11 protein-coding genes are annotated in these 15607 nt (G+C 68.1%); 6 read left to right on the top strand and 5 right to left on the bottom strand.

The window, feature by feature from the left end:
* Nucleotides 1–244 precede the first annotated feature (244 nt).
* Both MX571_RS16705 and MX571_RS16710 read left to right on the top strand, forming a co-directional pair.
* Nucleotides 245–2029 carry an asparagine synthase-related protein gene (locus MX571_RS16705; RefSeq protein WP_247418818.1) on the top strand — a complete coding sequence of 595 codons (1785 nt, stop codon included), beginning with the start codon at nucleotides 245–247 and terminating at the stop codon, nucleotides 2027–2029.
* A 120-nt stretch (nucleotides 2030–2149) separates the two neighbouring features.
* Complete coding sequence (locus MX571_RS16710) at nucleotides 2150–3691, top strand: flippase (RefSeq protein WP_247418819.1); 1542 nt, start codon at nucleotides 2150–2152, stop codon at nucleotides 3689–3691.
* 97 nt (nucleotides 3692–3788) lie between these two features.
* On the opposite strand, the gene MX571_RS16715 is transcribed toward MX571_RS16710, so the two are convergent.
* Both MX571_RS16715 and MX571_RS16720 read right to left on the bottom strand, forming a co-directional pair.
* Complete coding sequence (locus tag MX571_RS16715) at nucleotides 3789–4742, bottom strand: glycosyltransferase (RefSeq protein ID WP_247418820.1); 954 nt, start codon at nucleotides 4740–4742, stop codon at nucleotides 3789–3791.
* A gap of 211 nt (nucleotides 4743–4953) precedes the next feature.
* Nucleotides 4954–5253, bottom strand: a complete 300-nt coding sequence (locus tag MX571_RS16720) for a winged helix-turn-helix domain-containing protein (protein WP_247418821.1) — start codon at nucleotides 5251–5253, stop codon at nucleotides 4954–4956.
* A 481-nt stretch (nucleotides 5254–5734) separates the two neighbouring features.
* On the opposite strand from MX571_RS16720, the gene MX571_RS16725 reads away from it, so the two are divergent.
* Complete coding sequence (locus MX571_RS16725; RefSeq protein WP_247418823.1) at nucleotides 5735–6781, top strand: DUF1616 domain-containing protein; 1047 nt, start codon at nucleotides 5735–5737, stop codon at nucleotides 6779–6781.
* 21 nt (nucleotides 6782–6802) lie between these two features.
* On the opposite strand, the gene MX571_RS16730 is transcribed toward MX571_RS16725, so the two are convergent.
* From MX571_RS16730 to MX571_RS16740, 3 genes are read right to left on the bottom strand one after another with little or no spacing between them, the layout of a single operon-like run.
* On the bottom strand, nucleotides 6803–8101 hold the full coding sequence (locus tag MX571_RS16730) for a hypothetical protein (protein WP_247418824.1): 1299 nt from the start codon (nucleotides 8099–8101) through the stop codon (nucleotides 6803–6805).
* Nucleotides 8098–10026 (bottom strand): hypothetical protein, encoded by a 1929-nt coding sequence (locus tag MX571_RS16735; RefSeq protein ID WP_247418826.1) that lies wholly within the window; start codon nucleotides 10024–10026, stop codon nucleotides 8098–8100. The genes MX571_RS16730 and MX571_RS16735 overlap by 4 nt, the downstream gene beginning before the upstream one ends.
* 15 nt (nucleotides 10027–10041) lie before the next feature.
* Entirely contained in the window at nucleotides 10042–11676 is a 1635-nt protein-coding gene (locus tag MX571_RS16740) for an alkaline phosphatase family protein (protein WP_247418828.1), read from the bottom strand.
* A 748-nt stretch (nucleotides 11677–12424) separates the two neighbouring features.
* On the opposite strand from MX571_RS16740, the gene MX571_RS16745 reads away from it, so the two are divergent.
* The 3 genes from MX571_RS16745 to MX571_RS16755 are packed head-to-tail and all read left to right on the top strand — an operon-like array spanning nucleotide 12425 to nucleotide 15550.
* The gene (locus MX571_RS16745) at nucleotides 12425–13399 is read left to right on the top strand and encodes a glycosyltransferase family 2 protein (protein ID WP_379750436.1); all 975 of its coding nucleotides are present in this window, start codon (nucleotides 12425–12427) and stop codon (nucleotides 13397–13399) included.
* Entirely contained in the window at nucleotides 13392–14570 is a 1179-nt protein-coding gene (locus MX571_RS16750; RefSeq protein WP_247418830.1) for a DUF354 domain-containing protein, read from the top strand. The genes MX571_RS16745 and MX571_RS16750 overlap by 8 nt, the downstream gene beginning before the upstream one ends.
* Nucleotides 14567–15550, top strand: a complete 984-nt coding sequence (locus MX571_RS16755) for a polysaccharide deacetylase family protein (RefSeq protein ID WP_247418832.1) — start codon at nucleotides 14567–14569, stop codon at nucleotides 15548–15550. The genes MX571_RS16750 and MX571_RS16755 overlap by 4 nt, the downstream gene beginning before the upstream one ends.
* Nucleotides 15551–15607 lie beyond the last annotated feature (57 nt).

Raw genomic sequence — 15607 nt, forward strand, 5'->3', positions numbered from 1 at the left:
CAATCATTTCAGCATATCGAACGATGAACGTCGAGTCGGGACGGCGAAGAACGGTCGGCCTACAGCCCCATCGTTCGCCGTGAGACACCGATTCTGCGGTGGCGCGGGAGCCGGGACGATCCATCGCTCCGCGGTCGGCAGTCGCTCCGCGAACCCCGTTCCTGACCGGTGGACCACGTAAACGAACCACGGGAGTCGCGTAGCCCCGTAATTACAATTCGACGACGAATCGTCCCCCCGCTGAATGCCCGGAACTAGCCTGCTCCGCGGAGCGGTCCCGGCGGAGACGGAGTCGCTCTTCGAGAGCCTCCACTTCTCCGCGGAGTACGAGACGCGACGACGGTGGTCACGCGACGGAACGTTGCTGGCGACGACCGGCTACCCCACCTACCCGACGACGGGGTACGAGTTCGACGACGCGCGGGTCGTCCTGGAGGGACGACTGTACGACGTCGAAGCGCCCGAGCGGGCGCTTCGGTCACTGGTCGACGCCCTCCTCGACGGCGACCGCGACGCCGTCACCGACTGGGTGCTCGACAGAGACGGCGACTTCCTCGTCACCGTCCACGACGAGGCGCGCGACGCCGTCTACCTCCTCAACGACACGTTCGCCCGGCTGCCGACGTACTACGCGACGCTGGGCGACACCGTCGTCGTCTCCCGGGAACTGAAGTTCGTCCGCGAGGTCGCCGCCCGACGCGGGGCGGCGCTGGAACTCGACTCCCTGGCCGTCGCCCAGCAGCTCCTGTTCGGCTACTGCCTCGGCCAGCGGACCGTGTTCGACGGCGTCACCTGCCTCCCCGCCGGGAGCCTCCTCACGCTCGCCGACGGCGACGTCCGGGTCGAACGCCTCTACGAGTACGACTTCGAGGAGACGGCACACGCCGATCGGAGCGTCGAGGAGAACGCGACCGAACTCGCCGACCGGTTCCTCGCCGCCTGTGAACGGCGTGCGAGCGACGACGCGACGGACGTCCTCTCGTTGAGCGGCGGCCTCGACTCCCGGGCGGTCGGCGGGGCGTTCACCGCCCTCGACCTGCCGTACGTCACGGCGACGTTCGACAACTCCGACGAGGGCGAGAGCGACGACGCGCGCGTCGCGCGGGCCATCGCCGAGCGACTCGACGTCCCCTGGACCCGCTACTCGACGAGCGCCACCGACCGCCATCGAGAACGCCTCGTCGAGGCGAAGCAGGGGATGAACTACCTCGGGATGGCGTTCATCCTCGACTTCTTCGACCAGTTGCGCGAGGACCACGGCGCGATGCAGTACGTGACGGGCGACGGCGGCGACAAGATTCTCGTCGACCTGACGCCCGCGAAGACCCTCGGCAGTCGCGAGGCGCTCGTGGAGTACGTCGTCGACTCGAACGCGCAGTTCTCGCTCGACAGGGCGGCGGACATCGCGAACGTCTCCGCCAGCGACCTGCGCGACTCCATCGAGGAGCGACTCGACGCCTACCCGGAGTCGACGACCGCCCAGCAGTACGTCCACTTCCTCGTCTACGAGCGGGGCATCAACTACCTCAACCACGGCGAGGACCGCAACCGGTACTTCTTCTGGAGCGTCTCGCCGTTCTACTCGCGGCCCGTCTTCGCGTACGCGATGGGTTGTCCGGACGGACAGAAGGGCGGCCGCCGCCTCTACCGGGCGTTCATCGAACGGTTCGCCCCCGACCTCGTCGACCTCGAGTACCCGAACTTCGGCGCGCCCATTACGAGCGTCGAGTACCGCCTGAAACAGACCGCGTTCGATCTGCTGTCGCGGTACCCCGCGCTCCGCGAGTCGCTGCTCGACCGCGAGAAGATCGACGCCGACCGCAATCTGGAGGTGCTCTCGATGATCCACGCGCACCTCCTGCAGAGCGACGTCACGCCGCTGTCGCGACGGGCGTGCATCGAGGTGACGACGAAGCCCGCGGCCTACCGGCGCACCCAGTTGCTCGAACTCCTCACGGTGCTCGCCCTGCGGAGCGACCTCGAATCGGAGCGGGAAGCGAAGCGTTCGGCCGTCTCGCCGCGGGACTGACGATGGTCGGACCCGTGCGAACACGACCGGTCGAGAACAGCTCCGTCGAGAGTCGCCCCGTCGAGAACCGCGCCGCGTGTGGGTGTGAATGAGCCGGAATCGTCCAGTTCGGAGGGAGCGATGAGCGACCGGGACGCCGAACTGTCGTCGCTGCTCTCCAGCGCCTCGCTCGTCGTCGTCGGGACGGTGCTCGGAGCCATCGCCAAGATGGTCGAACGCATCATCATCGGGCGGTCGCTCTCGCTCGACGCCTACGGGGAGGTGAGCATCGGCCTCGCTATCCTCACCATGGCGACGACGCTCTCCGTCCTGGGGTTCAGCCAGGGTATCCCCCGGTTCATGTCGCGGTACGACGACACGCCCGCCAAACGGGGCGTCTGGGTGACCGGCTTCGTCGTCACGCTCGGAGCCGCCGTCGTCGTCGCCGGGGCGCTGTTCGCGGCGGCGGGGACGCTCACGCAGTACCTCGGGGGGACCGACTCCGTCTGGCTCCTCCAGCTGTTCTTCCTCAGCATCCCGCTGACCGTCGGCCTCCGGGTCGGCATCGGCGGGTTGCAGGGGTTCGAGAACACGCGCTACCGCACGGTGGTGCAGGACGTCCTCCACCCGCTCTCGCGTATCGCCCTGCTCGTCGGCTTCCTCTGGGCGGGGTACGGGACCGTGGCGGCGGGGTACGCGTACCTCGTCGCCGCCGGCCTGGCGTTCGTCGTCTCCCACCTGCTGTTGAACCGCCTGCTCCCGCTGCGGGGGTCGTTCGTCACCCGCCCGCGCGAACTGCTCCGGTTCTCGCTCCCGCTGGTCGTCTCGGGGTTCCTCGCCATCCTGCTGTCCCAGACGGACACCGTCATGCTCGGCTACTTCCGCCCCTCCAGCGAGGTGGCGCTGTACAACGCCGCCTACCCCATCGCCATCGGTCTCGGCACGCTGCTCGGCGCGTTCAACTTCCTCTACCTCCCGGTCGCCTCCCGCCTCGACGCGCAGGACGAGCGCTCGGAGGTCGAGGCCATCTACGCCGTGACGACGAAGTGGGCCTTCTTCCTCACGTTCCCGGCGTTCCTGACGTTCGCCGTCTACTCGGGCGACGTGCTCGCCATCTTCTTCGGCGAGCGCTACCGCGACGCCGGACCGGCGCTGACCATCCTCACGGTCGGCTACTTCTCGAACGCGCTGTTCGGCCAGAACCTGCGGACCATCTCGGCGCTCGGCGACACCGGCTACCTCATGCTCATCAACGGCGTCGCGTACGCCATCAACGTCGTCGCCAACCTGGTGCTCATCCCGCAGTACGGGTTCGTCGGCGCGTCGGTCGCCTCCGCGGCGTCGTATACGGCGATGAACGTCGCGGCGAACGTCATCCTCTGGCGGCAGTTCCGTATCCACCCCTTCTCGCGGTGGTCGGTGCGGACGTTCGCCTCGCTCACGCTGGTCGGACCGCCGGTCGCACTCGCAGTCGACCCCTGGGTGTCGCTCTCGCTGCTCACGCTGGTGCCGTTCCTCGCCGCCGTGGGCATCGCGTCCATCGTCGTGGCGGCACTGGCCGGTGGCCTCCAGTCAGAGGACCGCGTCGTCGTCAGGTACGTCGAGCGCTACGTCGGCCTGCGCGTTCCGCTCATCCGTCGGTACATCCCGTCGGAGTCCGACGACACCTCCCTCCTGTCCTGAGCGCCGTGACCGACGCGTCGCTGACCCGCTCCGGCGGGTGGTCGACGTCGTCCGCGGAGACAGCGTCGTCAGAAAGACGCCGCGTCGAGGACGGCAGCTACGCGGTGTAGGGGTTGGCCTGGGGCGTGGCCCGGTCGGAGACCGTCGACTCGAAGATAGAACGGAGCTGGTCGGTGGCGTGCTGTGCGCTCAGCTCCTCGACCGCACCCCGACCGTTCGACCTGGTATCGGCCTCGAGAACTGCCGCGAGTTCGTCCGTCAGTTCGTCGTCCGTCCGACAGACCGCCGAAGGAGTGACGCCGCGCAGTCGCTCGGCGACGTCGCCGACGTCCGTCGAGACGATGGGGACGTTGCACGCCAGCGCCTCCTTGATGGTGTTGGGCGAGCCCTCGCTCGTCGAGGTGACGAGCAGCGAGTCGGCGGCGTTCATGTACGTCGGCACCTCCTCGTGGTCGACGCCGGTGACGGCGTGGAGGACGACGGGCCGCTCGAAGCGGTCGTCGACGGCGGCCACGACCCGCTCCGCCCGCGGGTAGTCCTTCACCGGACGGTCCGGGTTGTACGGGAACAGCACGTGGTACGCTCTCGGGTCCCACCCGACCACCTCCTGCGCCTCGCGCTGTGACTGTGGCGCGAACTGGTCCAGGTCGACGCCGTGGGGAATCACGAAGCAGTCCTGGTCGAGGGCGTCGGCCATCTCCTCGCTCATCACGACGACGGCGTCGCAGTAGCGGGCACAGAAGCGACTCACTGAACCGTACTTGCCCAGCAGGTCGGACCCCCACAGCGAGAGGACGACCGGCAGCTTCGGCTGGGCGAGGGCGAGCGGTGCGGTCAGCCCGTAGTTCGCGTGGACGAGGTCGTACGACCCGAACGAACGCCGGAGCAGTTCGGGGTACAGCCCCAGGTAGTCGGTCACCGAGCGTGTGCCGCCGTCCGTCGGGTTCGGTGGGCTGATCGTGGTGACTTCGATACCGGACTGCCGGAGCAGTTCCACCTGCTTCTGGTAGAACGACGCCCGCTCGGTCGTGACGAGACTCAGAACCTTCATCGTCGTCCGTCCTGACAGAGGGACGATGCTTTGTAATGTCCGGTCTATCCTACAGTCAGTCGAACGGGACCCGACGCGCGTACTCCCGGCAGATCAGCGGCCCCCACGAGGAGCCGTGGGGAGCGGCCTACAGCGGTCCGCCGAGGGGAGTGTCACGGCGGGCGACGGTATCGTCGGTCAGACAGGTGTGAGACCGAGGGGGAGCGGGTCGCTAGCAGAGGTTCTCCGACTGAATCGTCGACCACGTCAGGGTCCCTCTGTCGGTGATACCGTAGACGCGACCCTTCCGCTGTTCCTCCGAGACGAGCAGTTCGACGAGGTGCCGTCGTCTCAGTTGCTGTATCGCACGCGAGATGTGCGCCAGTCGGAAGTCCGACCGGTCCGCTATCCGCGTCGGCGTGAGTGGCCCCTCGTCGAGGCGACCCAGCACTGCGATCCGATATCGTGAACTAATCACGTAGCTGATGAGGTCCCAGTCCGAACCATCACATTTCTGTCGTTTACTCACCATTCTGTCTGTCTATCTCTCCAACACGGTGGCACTGGTAAATGGGTTCCGAATGTTTATGCTGAGCTTAAAAAAGTGGATAATTTCTAGAAATAGAGGAGTAGTTAAAACATACAGGTCATTCACCCGCGCCGTACTGTGGTTCTCCTGTCAGCGAATCCGTCCGACGAGAACGGCTAGGTGGACGTCCACTGCTGTAGTGTTCGAATTCTATCATAGTTAGAAGACGGGAGTATGAGACGAATTAACACACTCTGGTGGGCGGTCGTGTCACCTCCCGATATGGCACAGGTTCGACAGGTACAGCGGTCGCGATTCGTCCCGTTTCGGACCGGTCAGTACGAACCGGGCGAGAGCGACTATCTCGACACGACTCCGTGACACGTAGCTTAGCAAACGCTGGGCTACTGGGTGTCCCCCGTCTGAACACGACGCATTACAACATGTAATCCGGTCGAGGACTCGACCGAACGGGTTGATTTCAGTGGCAGACAAACAAACACAGAACGAACGTAGCGTCCGAACGAACGTCGCCCTCTCGACCGTCGACCAGTTCGTCGACGTGGTCGCCATCCTCCTCTTCCTCGTCGTCCTGCAGGCGGCGATTCGCTCGGTCGAACCGACCGGACTGTTCGGCCTCGGTGGGCCACTGCGCGTCGCCGTCACCCTCGTCGCGTTGCTGTTCCTTCCGGGGTACGCCCTGACGACGGTGCTGTTCCCCACGCACCCCCGACACGGTCACGAGGACCGCCTGTGGATATCGCCGACGTTCGAGGGTCGACTACCCGACGCCCCGGCGCTCGGCGAGCGACTCCTCCTCTCGTTCGGACTGAGCCTCGCGGTCGTCCCCCTCGCGGGGATGGGCCTCTCGGTGCTGTCGCTGGGGTACGACCCCCAGACCGTCGGCAACGCGACGACGCTGCTCGTCGTGCTCCCGCTCCTGCTCGGGACCATCCGACGCCTCCAGATGCCCGAGGAGCGGCGCTACCTCGTCTCCCTGCAGTACACGCTCCGGCAGGTGGGCGGGGGGCTGCGCGGCACGACCCGTGCGGACACGCTCTCCAACGTGGCCGTCGTGCTCGGCGTCGTCGCCGTCGTCGTCGTCTCCGCGCTCGCCATCACGGCTCCCCAGAGCGGGGCCGGCTACACCGACTTCTCACTGCTCTCCGAGAACGGGCAGGGGGAGTTCGTCGCCGACGACTACCCCGCCGAGTTCGTCGCGGGGGAGAGCCAGGCACTCACCTTCCGGGTCGCCGACACCGACCCGGGCGAGACGAGCTACGAGGTGGTCGTGGTCCTCGAACGAGTGGACGATAACGGTGGCGTCACCGAGCGCGCCGAACTCGACCGCTATCGACACACCGTCGACGACGGGCCGTGGGTGCGTCAGCACAGCGTGACGCCGAGTATGACCGGCGACGACCTGCGACTGACCTACCTCCTCTACGACGGCGAGGCCCCGTCGAACCCGAAGCAGGCGAACGCGGACCAGTCGCTGTACGTCTGGGTGTCCGTCTCGAACGGTAACTGAACGGTCCCTCCGTCGGTGCGGTCACTCGGACGAACCGACGCCCCGAACCGTCGAGTCCTCTTCCAGCACGAACCGCTGTCCGGTGACGTCGACGTCCACGTCACGGACGGCGTTGTCCCTCGACCGCCGGAAGAGGAACCCGTCCCGGTCCTCGCCGCGCTGCGTGACGGTCACGCCGCTGAACCGGGAGCCGTCGCGGTCCGTGACGCTGATGGCGACGTCACCGGACGCGTCGCCGGCGACGACACACTCCTCGCAGCGGAACGTCGCGTCGCCGTCCACCCCGTCGGAGAGCGAGACGTCGATGGCTCGCAGGTCCGCGTCGACCCTGACGTCGGTCCCCCGGACGGTCGCCGCTCCGGTGTGGCCGCCCAGGACGATAGCCCCGTCGCCGTTGGCCGGCGGAGCCAGGAGAATCGTGCAGTCCTCGACGAGCATGTCGCCGCCGCCGTGGAGCCAGACGCCCCGAGAGTTGACGACGCCGTCCGAGGTGGGCGGGATGTCGTCGTCGACGACCACCGTCGCGTTCCGGACGTAGCTCCCGGTGCTCCCGAGGCGGACGTTGGCGATGTTGTTGTTCCGGAACTCGCCGCCCTCGACCTTGACGACGCCGTCTCCGCCGCCGGGGACGCTGGGTGGCGAGCCGTACAGACCGTTCCCCTTGAACCCCTCGAACCGGCAGTCCCGGACGATCAGCTCCCCGGCGTGTCGTTTCGCGACGAGCATCCCGCCGGACTCCGGACTGCCGTCCCTCGCGGTCAGTCGCTCGACGACGCCGCTGCCCTCGGGGTTGCGCATCTCGAAGACGAACAGCCCCGTCGCGGCGTTGACGCCGACCACCTCGACGTCCCGACAGACGAACTCGTCGTCGCCGAGTATCTGGACGCGGCCGCCGTACCCGTCGCCCCTGATGTCGACGGTGAACCCTTCGACGTGTAGCTGGCTCCCGATGAGCGAGAGCAGGTACTCCTCGTCCTCCTCGACGGGGTCGGCAGGAATCAGCGTCGCGTCGTTCCCGACGAGCGCGAGGTCCGAGACGTCCTCCAGGAGAATCGACCCCTCGACGACGTACTCACCGGGGGGAAAGTACAGCAGTGTCCCGTCCTCGGCGTCGCGGACGATGCCGTCTATCGCGGTCACGTCCCGCTCTTCTCGGACGGCCTCGACGTCGACGCGCTGGGAGACGTTCGCGGTCACGTCGACGTCCCGGATGCGGTCACGTTCTCGCGTCGAGTCGAACAGCCCGGAACACCCGGCGAGGGTGGAGACGGCGGCGACGCCCCCGGCACGCAGCAGGCGTCGCCGGGACGCGTTCGTCATGGCATCGCGGCCCTCGGCACGCCGACGGAGCGACCGCCTGCCGACCGGTGGTGGCGTTCCGCCCGGTCGGACGCCTCGGAGACGGGCCGGTCCCTGACGAGGTACGTCGCGAGGTCGCCGTTCGAGTAGACGCGGTTCACGCCGGGGTGCTCCTCCAGTCGTTCGAACCCGTCGACGGTGTACCGCAGTCCCCCCCAGAGGTCGCGTTCACGCTGGACGTCGCCCGTCGTCACGACCAGGTACTGGTCCTCCTGGTAGTAGGCCGCGTACGCACCGCTGTTGAAGACGTCCGGCGTCACCCCCTCGCCGACCGTCGGGGACTCGCCCGTCGTCCGCCCGACGGTGCCGTACAGCGCGTCGATGGCCCGGTCGGGGCCGCCGCGAACGCCGAGGTACGGGTGGTCGGCACCGTGGTCGAACGAGTACGCGTAGCCCTCGAGTTCGGCCTCGCTCACCCCCTCGGTCGGCTGGAACATGTACGGCGAGGGGTAGAGCACGGCGGCCGACAGGACGAGCGCCACAGCCAGACCGACGCCCAGACCGGCGGTGACGGTGCGCGTCGAGTAGCGGTTCGAGAGGTACGACGCGCCGCGCACGATGGCGACGGCCCCGAGGATGGTGACGAGCATGACGATGAACCCGATCTGGCGGTAGTGCTGTCGGGTCACCCCCGAGAGGAAGTAGAGGAGGAACAGCGCGCCGAGCGGGACGCCCGCGAGCGTGAGGTACTGGACGAACGACTCGCCGGCGCTGTCGGTCGAGCGCCAGCCGCGGAAGCTGACGAGCGCGAGGGCGGCGGCCAGCACGACGTAGACGAACGTCACGAGGAACAGCTTCAGGAACAGCTCCTCGATGCTGCCGCCGACCTGCGCGAGCGAGGTGCTCTGGTGGGTGACGGTGCCGCCGGCGTCGCCCTCTCCGGACAGGACCTGCCCGACGACGGCCTCCACCGCGCCCGTCGCCCGGACGTGGCGCGGCAGCCAGAACAGCACGAGCGCCCCGAACAGGAGCGTCTGTGCGTACGGCGGGTTGACGTGGAACCCGCGCTCGTGGTCGACCCGCCGGAGGACGGCCGTGACGAACGCGACGGTGAGGAACACCAGCAGCAGGCTGACGGCCTGCTGCGGGTGGACGAACAGGAACGAGGTGGTGGCGAGCACCAGCGGCACCCCCCACGCGCTCGCCCGCCCCCACAGCGGTCGGTCGGCGACGGGGAGCCGGAGGTACCGGAACAGCAGGTACAGGACGAACGGGGCGAACAGGATGGCCTGCGTCGTCGGGTGGGCCATCAGGTGGACGCTGACGTTGTTGATGGGGAGTAACAGCAGCGCGCTGAACAGGCCGACCGGGACAGCCCAGCGCAGGTCGGTGAACTGGCGCATGCAGAGGGGGACGAAGACGAACGGCACCAGCGCGTAGGCGAACACCATCAGCAGGATGGCCCGCCGGGCCGAGATGCCGGCGGCCTCGCCGAGGAACACCGCGAGCAGGTGGGTCGCGGGGTACATGAACCCGAGCGGGTCGAGTCGGCCCGCGACCATGTCCTTCACCCAGCCGAGGTGGGTGAGCGAGTCGCCCGCGCCGAAGAAGTAGTACCCCCGGACGAGCGGGAGGCCGACGAGCGCCGCCCCGCTCACCACGCCGAGTCCGAGCGCAGTCGCCCGTATCCACGACGGAACGGTTGGGAGCAACGAGAGGACCAGCGCGACGAGTAACGAGAACGCCAGCGCCGCCCAGAACGCGAGCGGCGTCGCCGCGTAGATGGAGAGTTCGGAGCCTTCGGCGGGGTGGCGATACGCCGCCAGGATGCCACCGGCGAGGACGAAGAAGCCCAGGGCAAGGGCGAGTTTCGCCAGCAGCGCCGTGTCGCGGTCGGTCGTCCAGTTCGTCAGTCCGTGTCGGATGGAAGTAGCGTGTGTCGTCATAACTAGGTGGTGGCGTCAGTCGACGTAGCCGAGGCCGCGGAGGCGCTCCTCGACGTCGTCGAACTCGTCGGAGTCGGTCTCGTGCGCGTCGTCCGCGTCGTCCCCCGCGGCGACGGCTTGCCGGTCGGTCTCGTCGCGGACGCGCGGTGACCGCTCGGCCGGTGGGGTCTCGGGGGCGAACAGCTCCGAGAGGACGCGGCCGTCGGTCCGCTCGGGAATCGCCTCGCCGACGCTGTGCAACAGGGTGGGAGCGACGTCGACCACCGACGCGTCCCGCGGCGTGCTCCCGGCCTCGACGTGCGGTCCCCAGGCCATGAACAGACCCTCGGGGCGGTGGTTCGCGACCACCTTCGTCGAGTCGCCGAACACGCCGTCGGCGAGGCGCGTGCTCACCGTGTACTCGCCGCGGGGCTGGACGGTGAGGTCCGGGGAGTCCGGGTCGTCGGGGAACACCTCCGCGCCGTCGTAGACGTCGAGCACCGGGTCGTCGGACCCCGGTGCGGTGAGGTCGGCGAGGAGCGTCTTCACCGACTCCTTCACCGCCTCCACCTCCGCGGGCGGGACGATGCCGTCGTCGAACCGGCGGGTGTCGTTGACGTAGACGCTCCCGAGGCCGTGGAGGAACGCCTTCGTCTCGCCGTAGTCGACGTCGTAGAGGCCGTGGCTCCCCGGCATCTGCTTCGCCACCGAGTCGACCACGCCGCGCGGGAGTCTCTTCGCCAGTGCGTGGACGTCGAGTCCGGTCGACGACGCGGTGTCGAGCACCCGTTCGCGCGTGATGCCGAACGACGAGAGCAGCGACTGACTGCTGGATTGGGACCGTTTCGTGAGGAGGCCCGCGTCGGCCAGCACCCGATTGACGAACACCGTCTTCGACACCGGGCCGAAGCCGTGGTCGGAGACGACGAACAGGGTGCTGTCGCGCTCCTCGCAGTACGCCATCACCTCGCCCAGGACGTCGTCGAGGTAGCGGTAGTGCTCCAGCAACGCCTCGTCGTCCCAGACGCGGTGCTGGAGGCGGTCGGGTTCGGTGTAGACGAAGAAGAAGAGTCGCCAGTCCTCCCGCTCCATCAGCAGTCGCATCAGTTCGCGGCGCGTCCGGACGAGCGAGTCGAGGTCCTCGCGGAGTCGCTCGTCCGCGTCGGCGTACTCGGTCCAGTTCAGTTCGATGCGGTAGTCCTCGATGCGGTCGAGGAGCGTCTCCCGGAACTCGGGCGGGTGCGTGAACGTCTCGTCGACGCTCGGCGTCATCATCCCGGAGACCATCGTCCCGTCGACGTCCCCCGGCGGGTACGTCATCGGGACGTTCCCGACGACGGCCGGCGAGAGGACGTCCCAGAGCGCCGGCCCCACGAGGTCGGTCCGGTTGTACGCTCGCTTCGAGTGGTTCGACCGGAGTTTGTAGAACTCGTAGAGTCCGTGACTGTCCGGCGAGGTTCCGGTGGCGATGGACGGCCACGCGACGGGCGTGTTCGCCGGTTTCGAACTCTCCAGCGCTCCCGACGCCCCCTCGTCGACGAGACGCTGGAAGTTCGGAAGCTCTCCCGCGTCGGTCCACCGTTCGACGAGGTACCACGGCACGCCGTCGAGGCCGAGGACGAAGGCCCGCGACGGCACGCCCTCCTCCCCCTCGCGTCGTCCATCGCTCATGCGCCGGCCCTCGCGGCAACCGGGATTCGACACCGACTACGTCTCTCTGGTCCAGTCATCGTTTCGTGCATGTCTGAATCGCCTCGTAGCTGTCCCGACGAGCGGTCGGACGGGGCTTTGTTAGCCACGTGTTGACAGGTTCCCGACATTTACTCGGAAGCCCGGACTGTCCGTGGGGGCGACCCTTCACCGCGACCGCTACGTCCGGACGGGGAGCGCGTGCGTGTGACGAGACTACCGTCGGCACCGTCGATGCGACTCGCCCAGTTCGGCCTTCTCGCGGCCGTTCGGACCGGTTGCCCTCGAACCCGTCAGCCGAAACACGTCGTGGGTGGGCGACGGAGTACGTAGTAAATCGAGCAGTGACGCGGAGTACGGTCGGATTTCACCAGCGGGGCCAGGCCTCTCGACCCTCGAAGTGCCGGAAACGGACCGACCGACTCCGGTCACCCGCAACACCCCGGACACGCTCTCCCACGGCAGTCGAGCGGGTCCGACTGTGGCAGTCGACCGACCAGCGCGGAGCCGATGCACGCTCCACATTACTTACCACCGAACCGTCATATCGACGGCCGACACAGCCGTCCCGGTCGACCGACCGATGCGCCGCCGAGGGCGTGGTCGGGGGTCGAACCACTCCGACACTCATGATGCCGAATCCAACTCACACCGCGTTCGAGGACCGAATCGAGCCACAGCTCCACCCCGCCACCGTCCGTCGGGTTCCGCTTCGGGACGGCGAGGGGCGATGACGCTGTACGAGAAGTCCATCGGCGTCGTCGTCCCGGCGTACAACGAGGAGCAGTTCGTCGGGGGCGTCGTCGAGACGATGCCGCCGTTCGTCGACCGGATCTACGTCGTCGACGACCGCTCGACCGACGACACCTGGTCGGTCGTCACCGACTACGCCGACCCGGAGGCGATAACGGTCGGTCGGACCGACGAGTCGACGCCGCCGGACGTCGGGCGCGTCGTCCCGATTCGTCACGAGGAGAACCGCGGGGTCGGCGGGGCCATCAAGACGGGCTACAAACGCGCGCTCGCAGACCGGATGGACGTCACCGTCGTGATGGGCGGCGACGGTCAGATGGACCCGGACTACCTGACGGACCTCGTCAACCCCATCGTCAGCGGCTACGCCGAGTACACGAAGGCGAACCGGCTCTACTCGTCGGGTCACAGCGAGGGGATGTCGCGCTGGCGTCTGTTCGGCAACCAGCTGCTGTCGGGGCTCACCCGTATCACGAGCGGCTACTGGCGGCTCTCGGACCCGCAGAACGGCTACACCGCCATCTCGCTGCCCGCGCTGGAGACGGTCGACGTCGACTCGATGTACGAGTATTACGGCTACTGCAACGACCTGCTCGTGAAGCTGAACGTCCACGGGATGCGAGTCGCCGACGTCCCGGTGCCCGCGGTGTACGGCGACGAGGAGAGCAGCATCACCTACCCGCAGTACATCGTTCGCGTCTCGTGGATGCTGTTCCGCAACTTCGTCTGGCGCCTGCGCGTCAAGTACGTCCAGGACCAGTTCCACCCGCTCGTCGTCTGCTACGGACTGGGTGGACTACTGGTGCTCCAGAGCCTCCTGTTCGTCCTCGCAACCGTCCCGTGGCAGGCCACGTCGCTGCTGTTGAGCGTCGTCGGCCTCGTGCTGGTCGGTCTGGCGATGGAACTCGACAAGCGGGCGAACCGGAACCTGGAGGTGACCATCAATGCGTGAGTCGTTCCGGGCACGGCGCGGCCCGGCGACCATGGACGATGCGCCGTCGCCGGACCGGCGACGGGCGTCCGCGTCCACGACCGCACACAGACGAGAGGCAGGTCGCCGACGGGGGACCGACCCGGTTCGGGTCCTGTTCGACGTGGGGCACCCGGCGCACGTCCACCTGTTCCGTCACGCTATCGACGCACTCGAGGCGCGAGGCCACCGGACGCTCGTCACCTCGCGGGACAAGGAGTGCACGCAGGAACTGCTCCACGCCTACGGCATCGACCACCGACCGCTCTCGACGATGGGGGACGGCGCGCTCGGCATCGCCCGCGAGTGGCTGACGCGAGAACGCCGCCTGCTCGGCGTCGCGCGCCGGTTCGACCCCGACGTGGTCGTCGGCGTCCTGAACCCGGCGGTGGCGCACGTCTCCTCGGTGCTCGACTGCCGGAGCGTCGTCTACAACGATAGCGAGGCGTCGCGTGTCGCCGGATGGCTCACCCACCCGTTCGCGGACGTCGTCTGCACGCCGTCGGGGTTCGGCCGCTCGCTCGGCGAGAAGCAGGTCCGCTACGACGGCTACCACGAACTCGCGTACCTCCACCCCAACCGGTTCGACCCGGACGAGGTGGACCTGGAGGCCTACGGGGTCGACCCGAACGAACCGTACTCCGTCGTCCGGTTCGTCTCGTGGGGGGCCCACCACGACGTCGCCCACCACGGCCTCTCGCCGGAGGCCAAGCGGACGCTCGTCGGCCGCCTCCGCGAACACGGTGAGGTGTACGTCACCAGCGAGTCGCCGCTGCCGCCGGCGTTCCGTCGGCACCGTCTCCCCGTCCCGCCCGACGCCCTCCACCACCTCCTCGCGGGGGCGGACCTCTACGTCGGCGACTCGGGGACCGTCGCCACCGAGGCCGCCCTGCTCGGCACGCCAGCGGTGCGGGCGAGTTCGTACGCCGGGAGCGCCGACGACATGAGCAACTTCCGCGAACTCCAGAACCGGTACGGCCTGCTCTACTCGACGGCCGACGAGGACGACGCACTCGACACGGTCGATCGGTTCCTCGACGACCCGGAGACGCGAGCGAGGTGGCAGCGCCGACGGACGAGACTGCTCGCCGAGAAGGTCGACGTGACCGAACACATGGTGAGTCTGGTCGTCGACGAGGGGTGTCGGTCGTGACGGACGCCCCGAACCGAGGTGACGGCGAGCAGAATCTGGGCGAGCCGAGCGGTCTCGACGACCTGGACGACTACACGTTCGCGCTCTGTCTCACCCACGACGTCGACCGGCTCACCGAGGGCTACCGCGGCCTCTACTACGCCCTCCGGAATCGCGACCCGTCCCGGCTCCGCACCCTCCACCCGCAACGCGAGAGCTACTGGCAGTTCGACACCATCGTGGACCTCGAAGCGTCGCTCGGCGTCCGGTCGTCGTTCAACGTCCTCGTCGAGAAGGACCTGTTCGCGGAGCTCCCGCCCCGCGAGTGGGTGAAGCCGCGCAACTGGCTGCTCTACCGCGGGCGCTACGACGTTCAATCACCTGCCGTCGCCGACACCGTCCGCCAGCTCGACGCCGGCGGCTGGGAGGTCGGGCTCCACGGCTCGTACGACTCCTACCGGGACACCGACCGCCTGCGCTACGAGAAGGGGGTCGTGGAGTCGGTCGTCGACCACGAGATACGGGGCGGTCGCCAGCACTACCTCAACCTCGACGTCCCGGAGACGTGGCACCGTCACGCCGACGTCGGCCTCGGCTACGACACGACGCTCGGTGCCAGCCAGTCGTACGGGTTCGACCACGGCTACGGCGTCCGTCGACCGTTCGACGACTTCCTCGTCTTCCCGCTGACGCTGATGGACATCGCGCTGCCGGACGTCTCGAACAACCCCGAACGCGCCTGGCGGGAGTGCGAACGCCTGCTGGCGGAGGCCCGCGACAACGGCGCGGTGATGACCGTCGACTGGCACCAGCGCTGTTTCAGCGAGACGGCGTTCCCGTACTACGGCCGACTCTACCGCGCACTGGTCGAACGCGCCCTGGAGATGGGCGCGTGGGTCGGTCCGCCGGGGGACCTGTACGAGTACCTGCAGGAGGATGCGGAGACGCTGGAGCGACTGACGACGACCGAGGACGGCCCCTCCCCGTCCCTGCAGTCGTGAAACGGTGTCGGACCAGTTTCTCGACGCGCTGCCGACCGTAGCCCCCGATTTCTGGCT

The sequence above is a fragment of the Halomarina salina genome, assembly GCF_023074835.1.
Classification (GTDB): domain Archaea; phylum Halobacteriota; class Halobacteria; order Halobacteriales; family Haloarculaceae; genus Halomarina; species Halomarina salina.

Coding starts and splice junctions, on each gene's coding strand:
- MX571_RS16740 (WP_247418828.1), bottom strand. CDS start 11,676: ATGAGCGATGGACGACGCGAGGGGGAGGAGGGCGTGCCGTCGCGGGCC.
- MX571_RS16715 (WP_247418820.1), bottom strand. CDS start 4,742: ATGAAGGTTCTGAGTCTCGTCACGACCGAGCGGGCGTCGTTCTACCAG.
- MX571_RS16705 (WP_247418818.1), top strand. CDS start 245: ATGCCCGGAACTAGCCTGCTCCGCGGAGCGGTCCCGGCGGAGACGGAG.
- MX571_RS16745 (WP_379750436.1), top strand. CDS start 12,425: ATGACGCTGTACGAGAAGTCCATCGGCGTCGTCGTCCCGGCGTACAAC.
- MX571_RS16750 (WP_247418830.1), top strand. CDS start 13,392: ATGCGTGAGTCGTTCCGGGCACGGCGCGGCCCGGCGACCATGGACGAT.
- MX571_RS16730 (WP_247418824.1), bottom strand. CDS start 8,101: ATGACGAACGCGTCCCGGCGACGCCTGCTGCGTGCCGGGGGCGTCGCC.
- MX571_RS16735 (WP_247418826.1), bottom strand. CDS start 10,026: ATGACGACACACGCTACTTCCATCCGACACGGACTGACGAACTGGACG.
- MX571_RS16710 (WP_247418819.1), top strand. CDS start 2,150: ATGAGCGACCGGGACGCCGAACTGTCGTCGCTGCTCTCCAGCGCCTCG.
- MX571_RS16720 (WP_247418821.1), bottom strand. CDS start 5,253: ATGGTGAGTAAACGACAGAAATGTGATGGTTCGGACTGGGACCTCATC.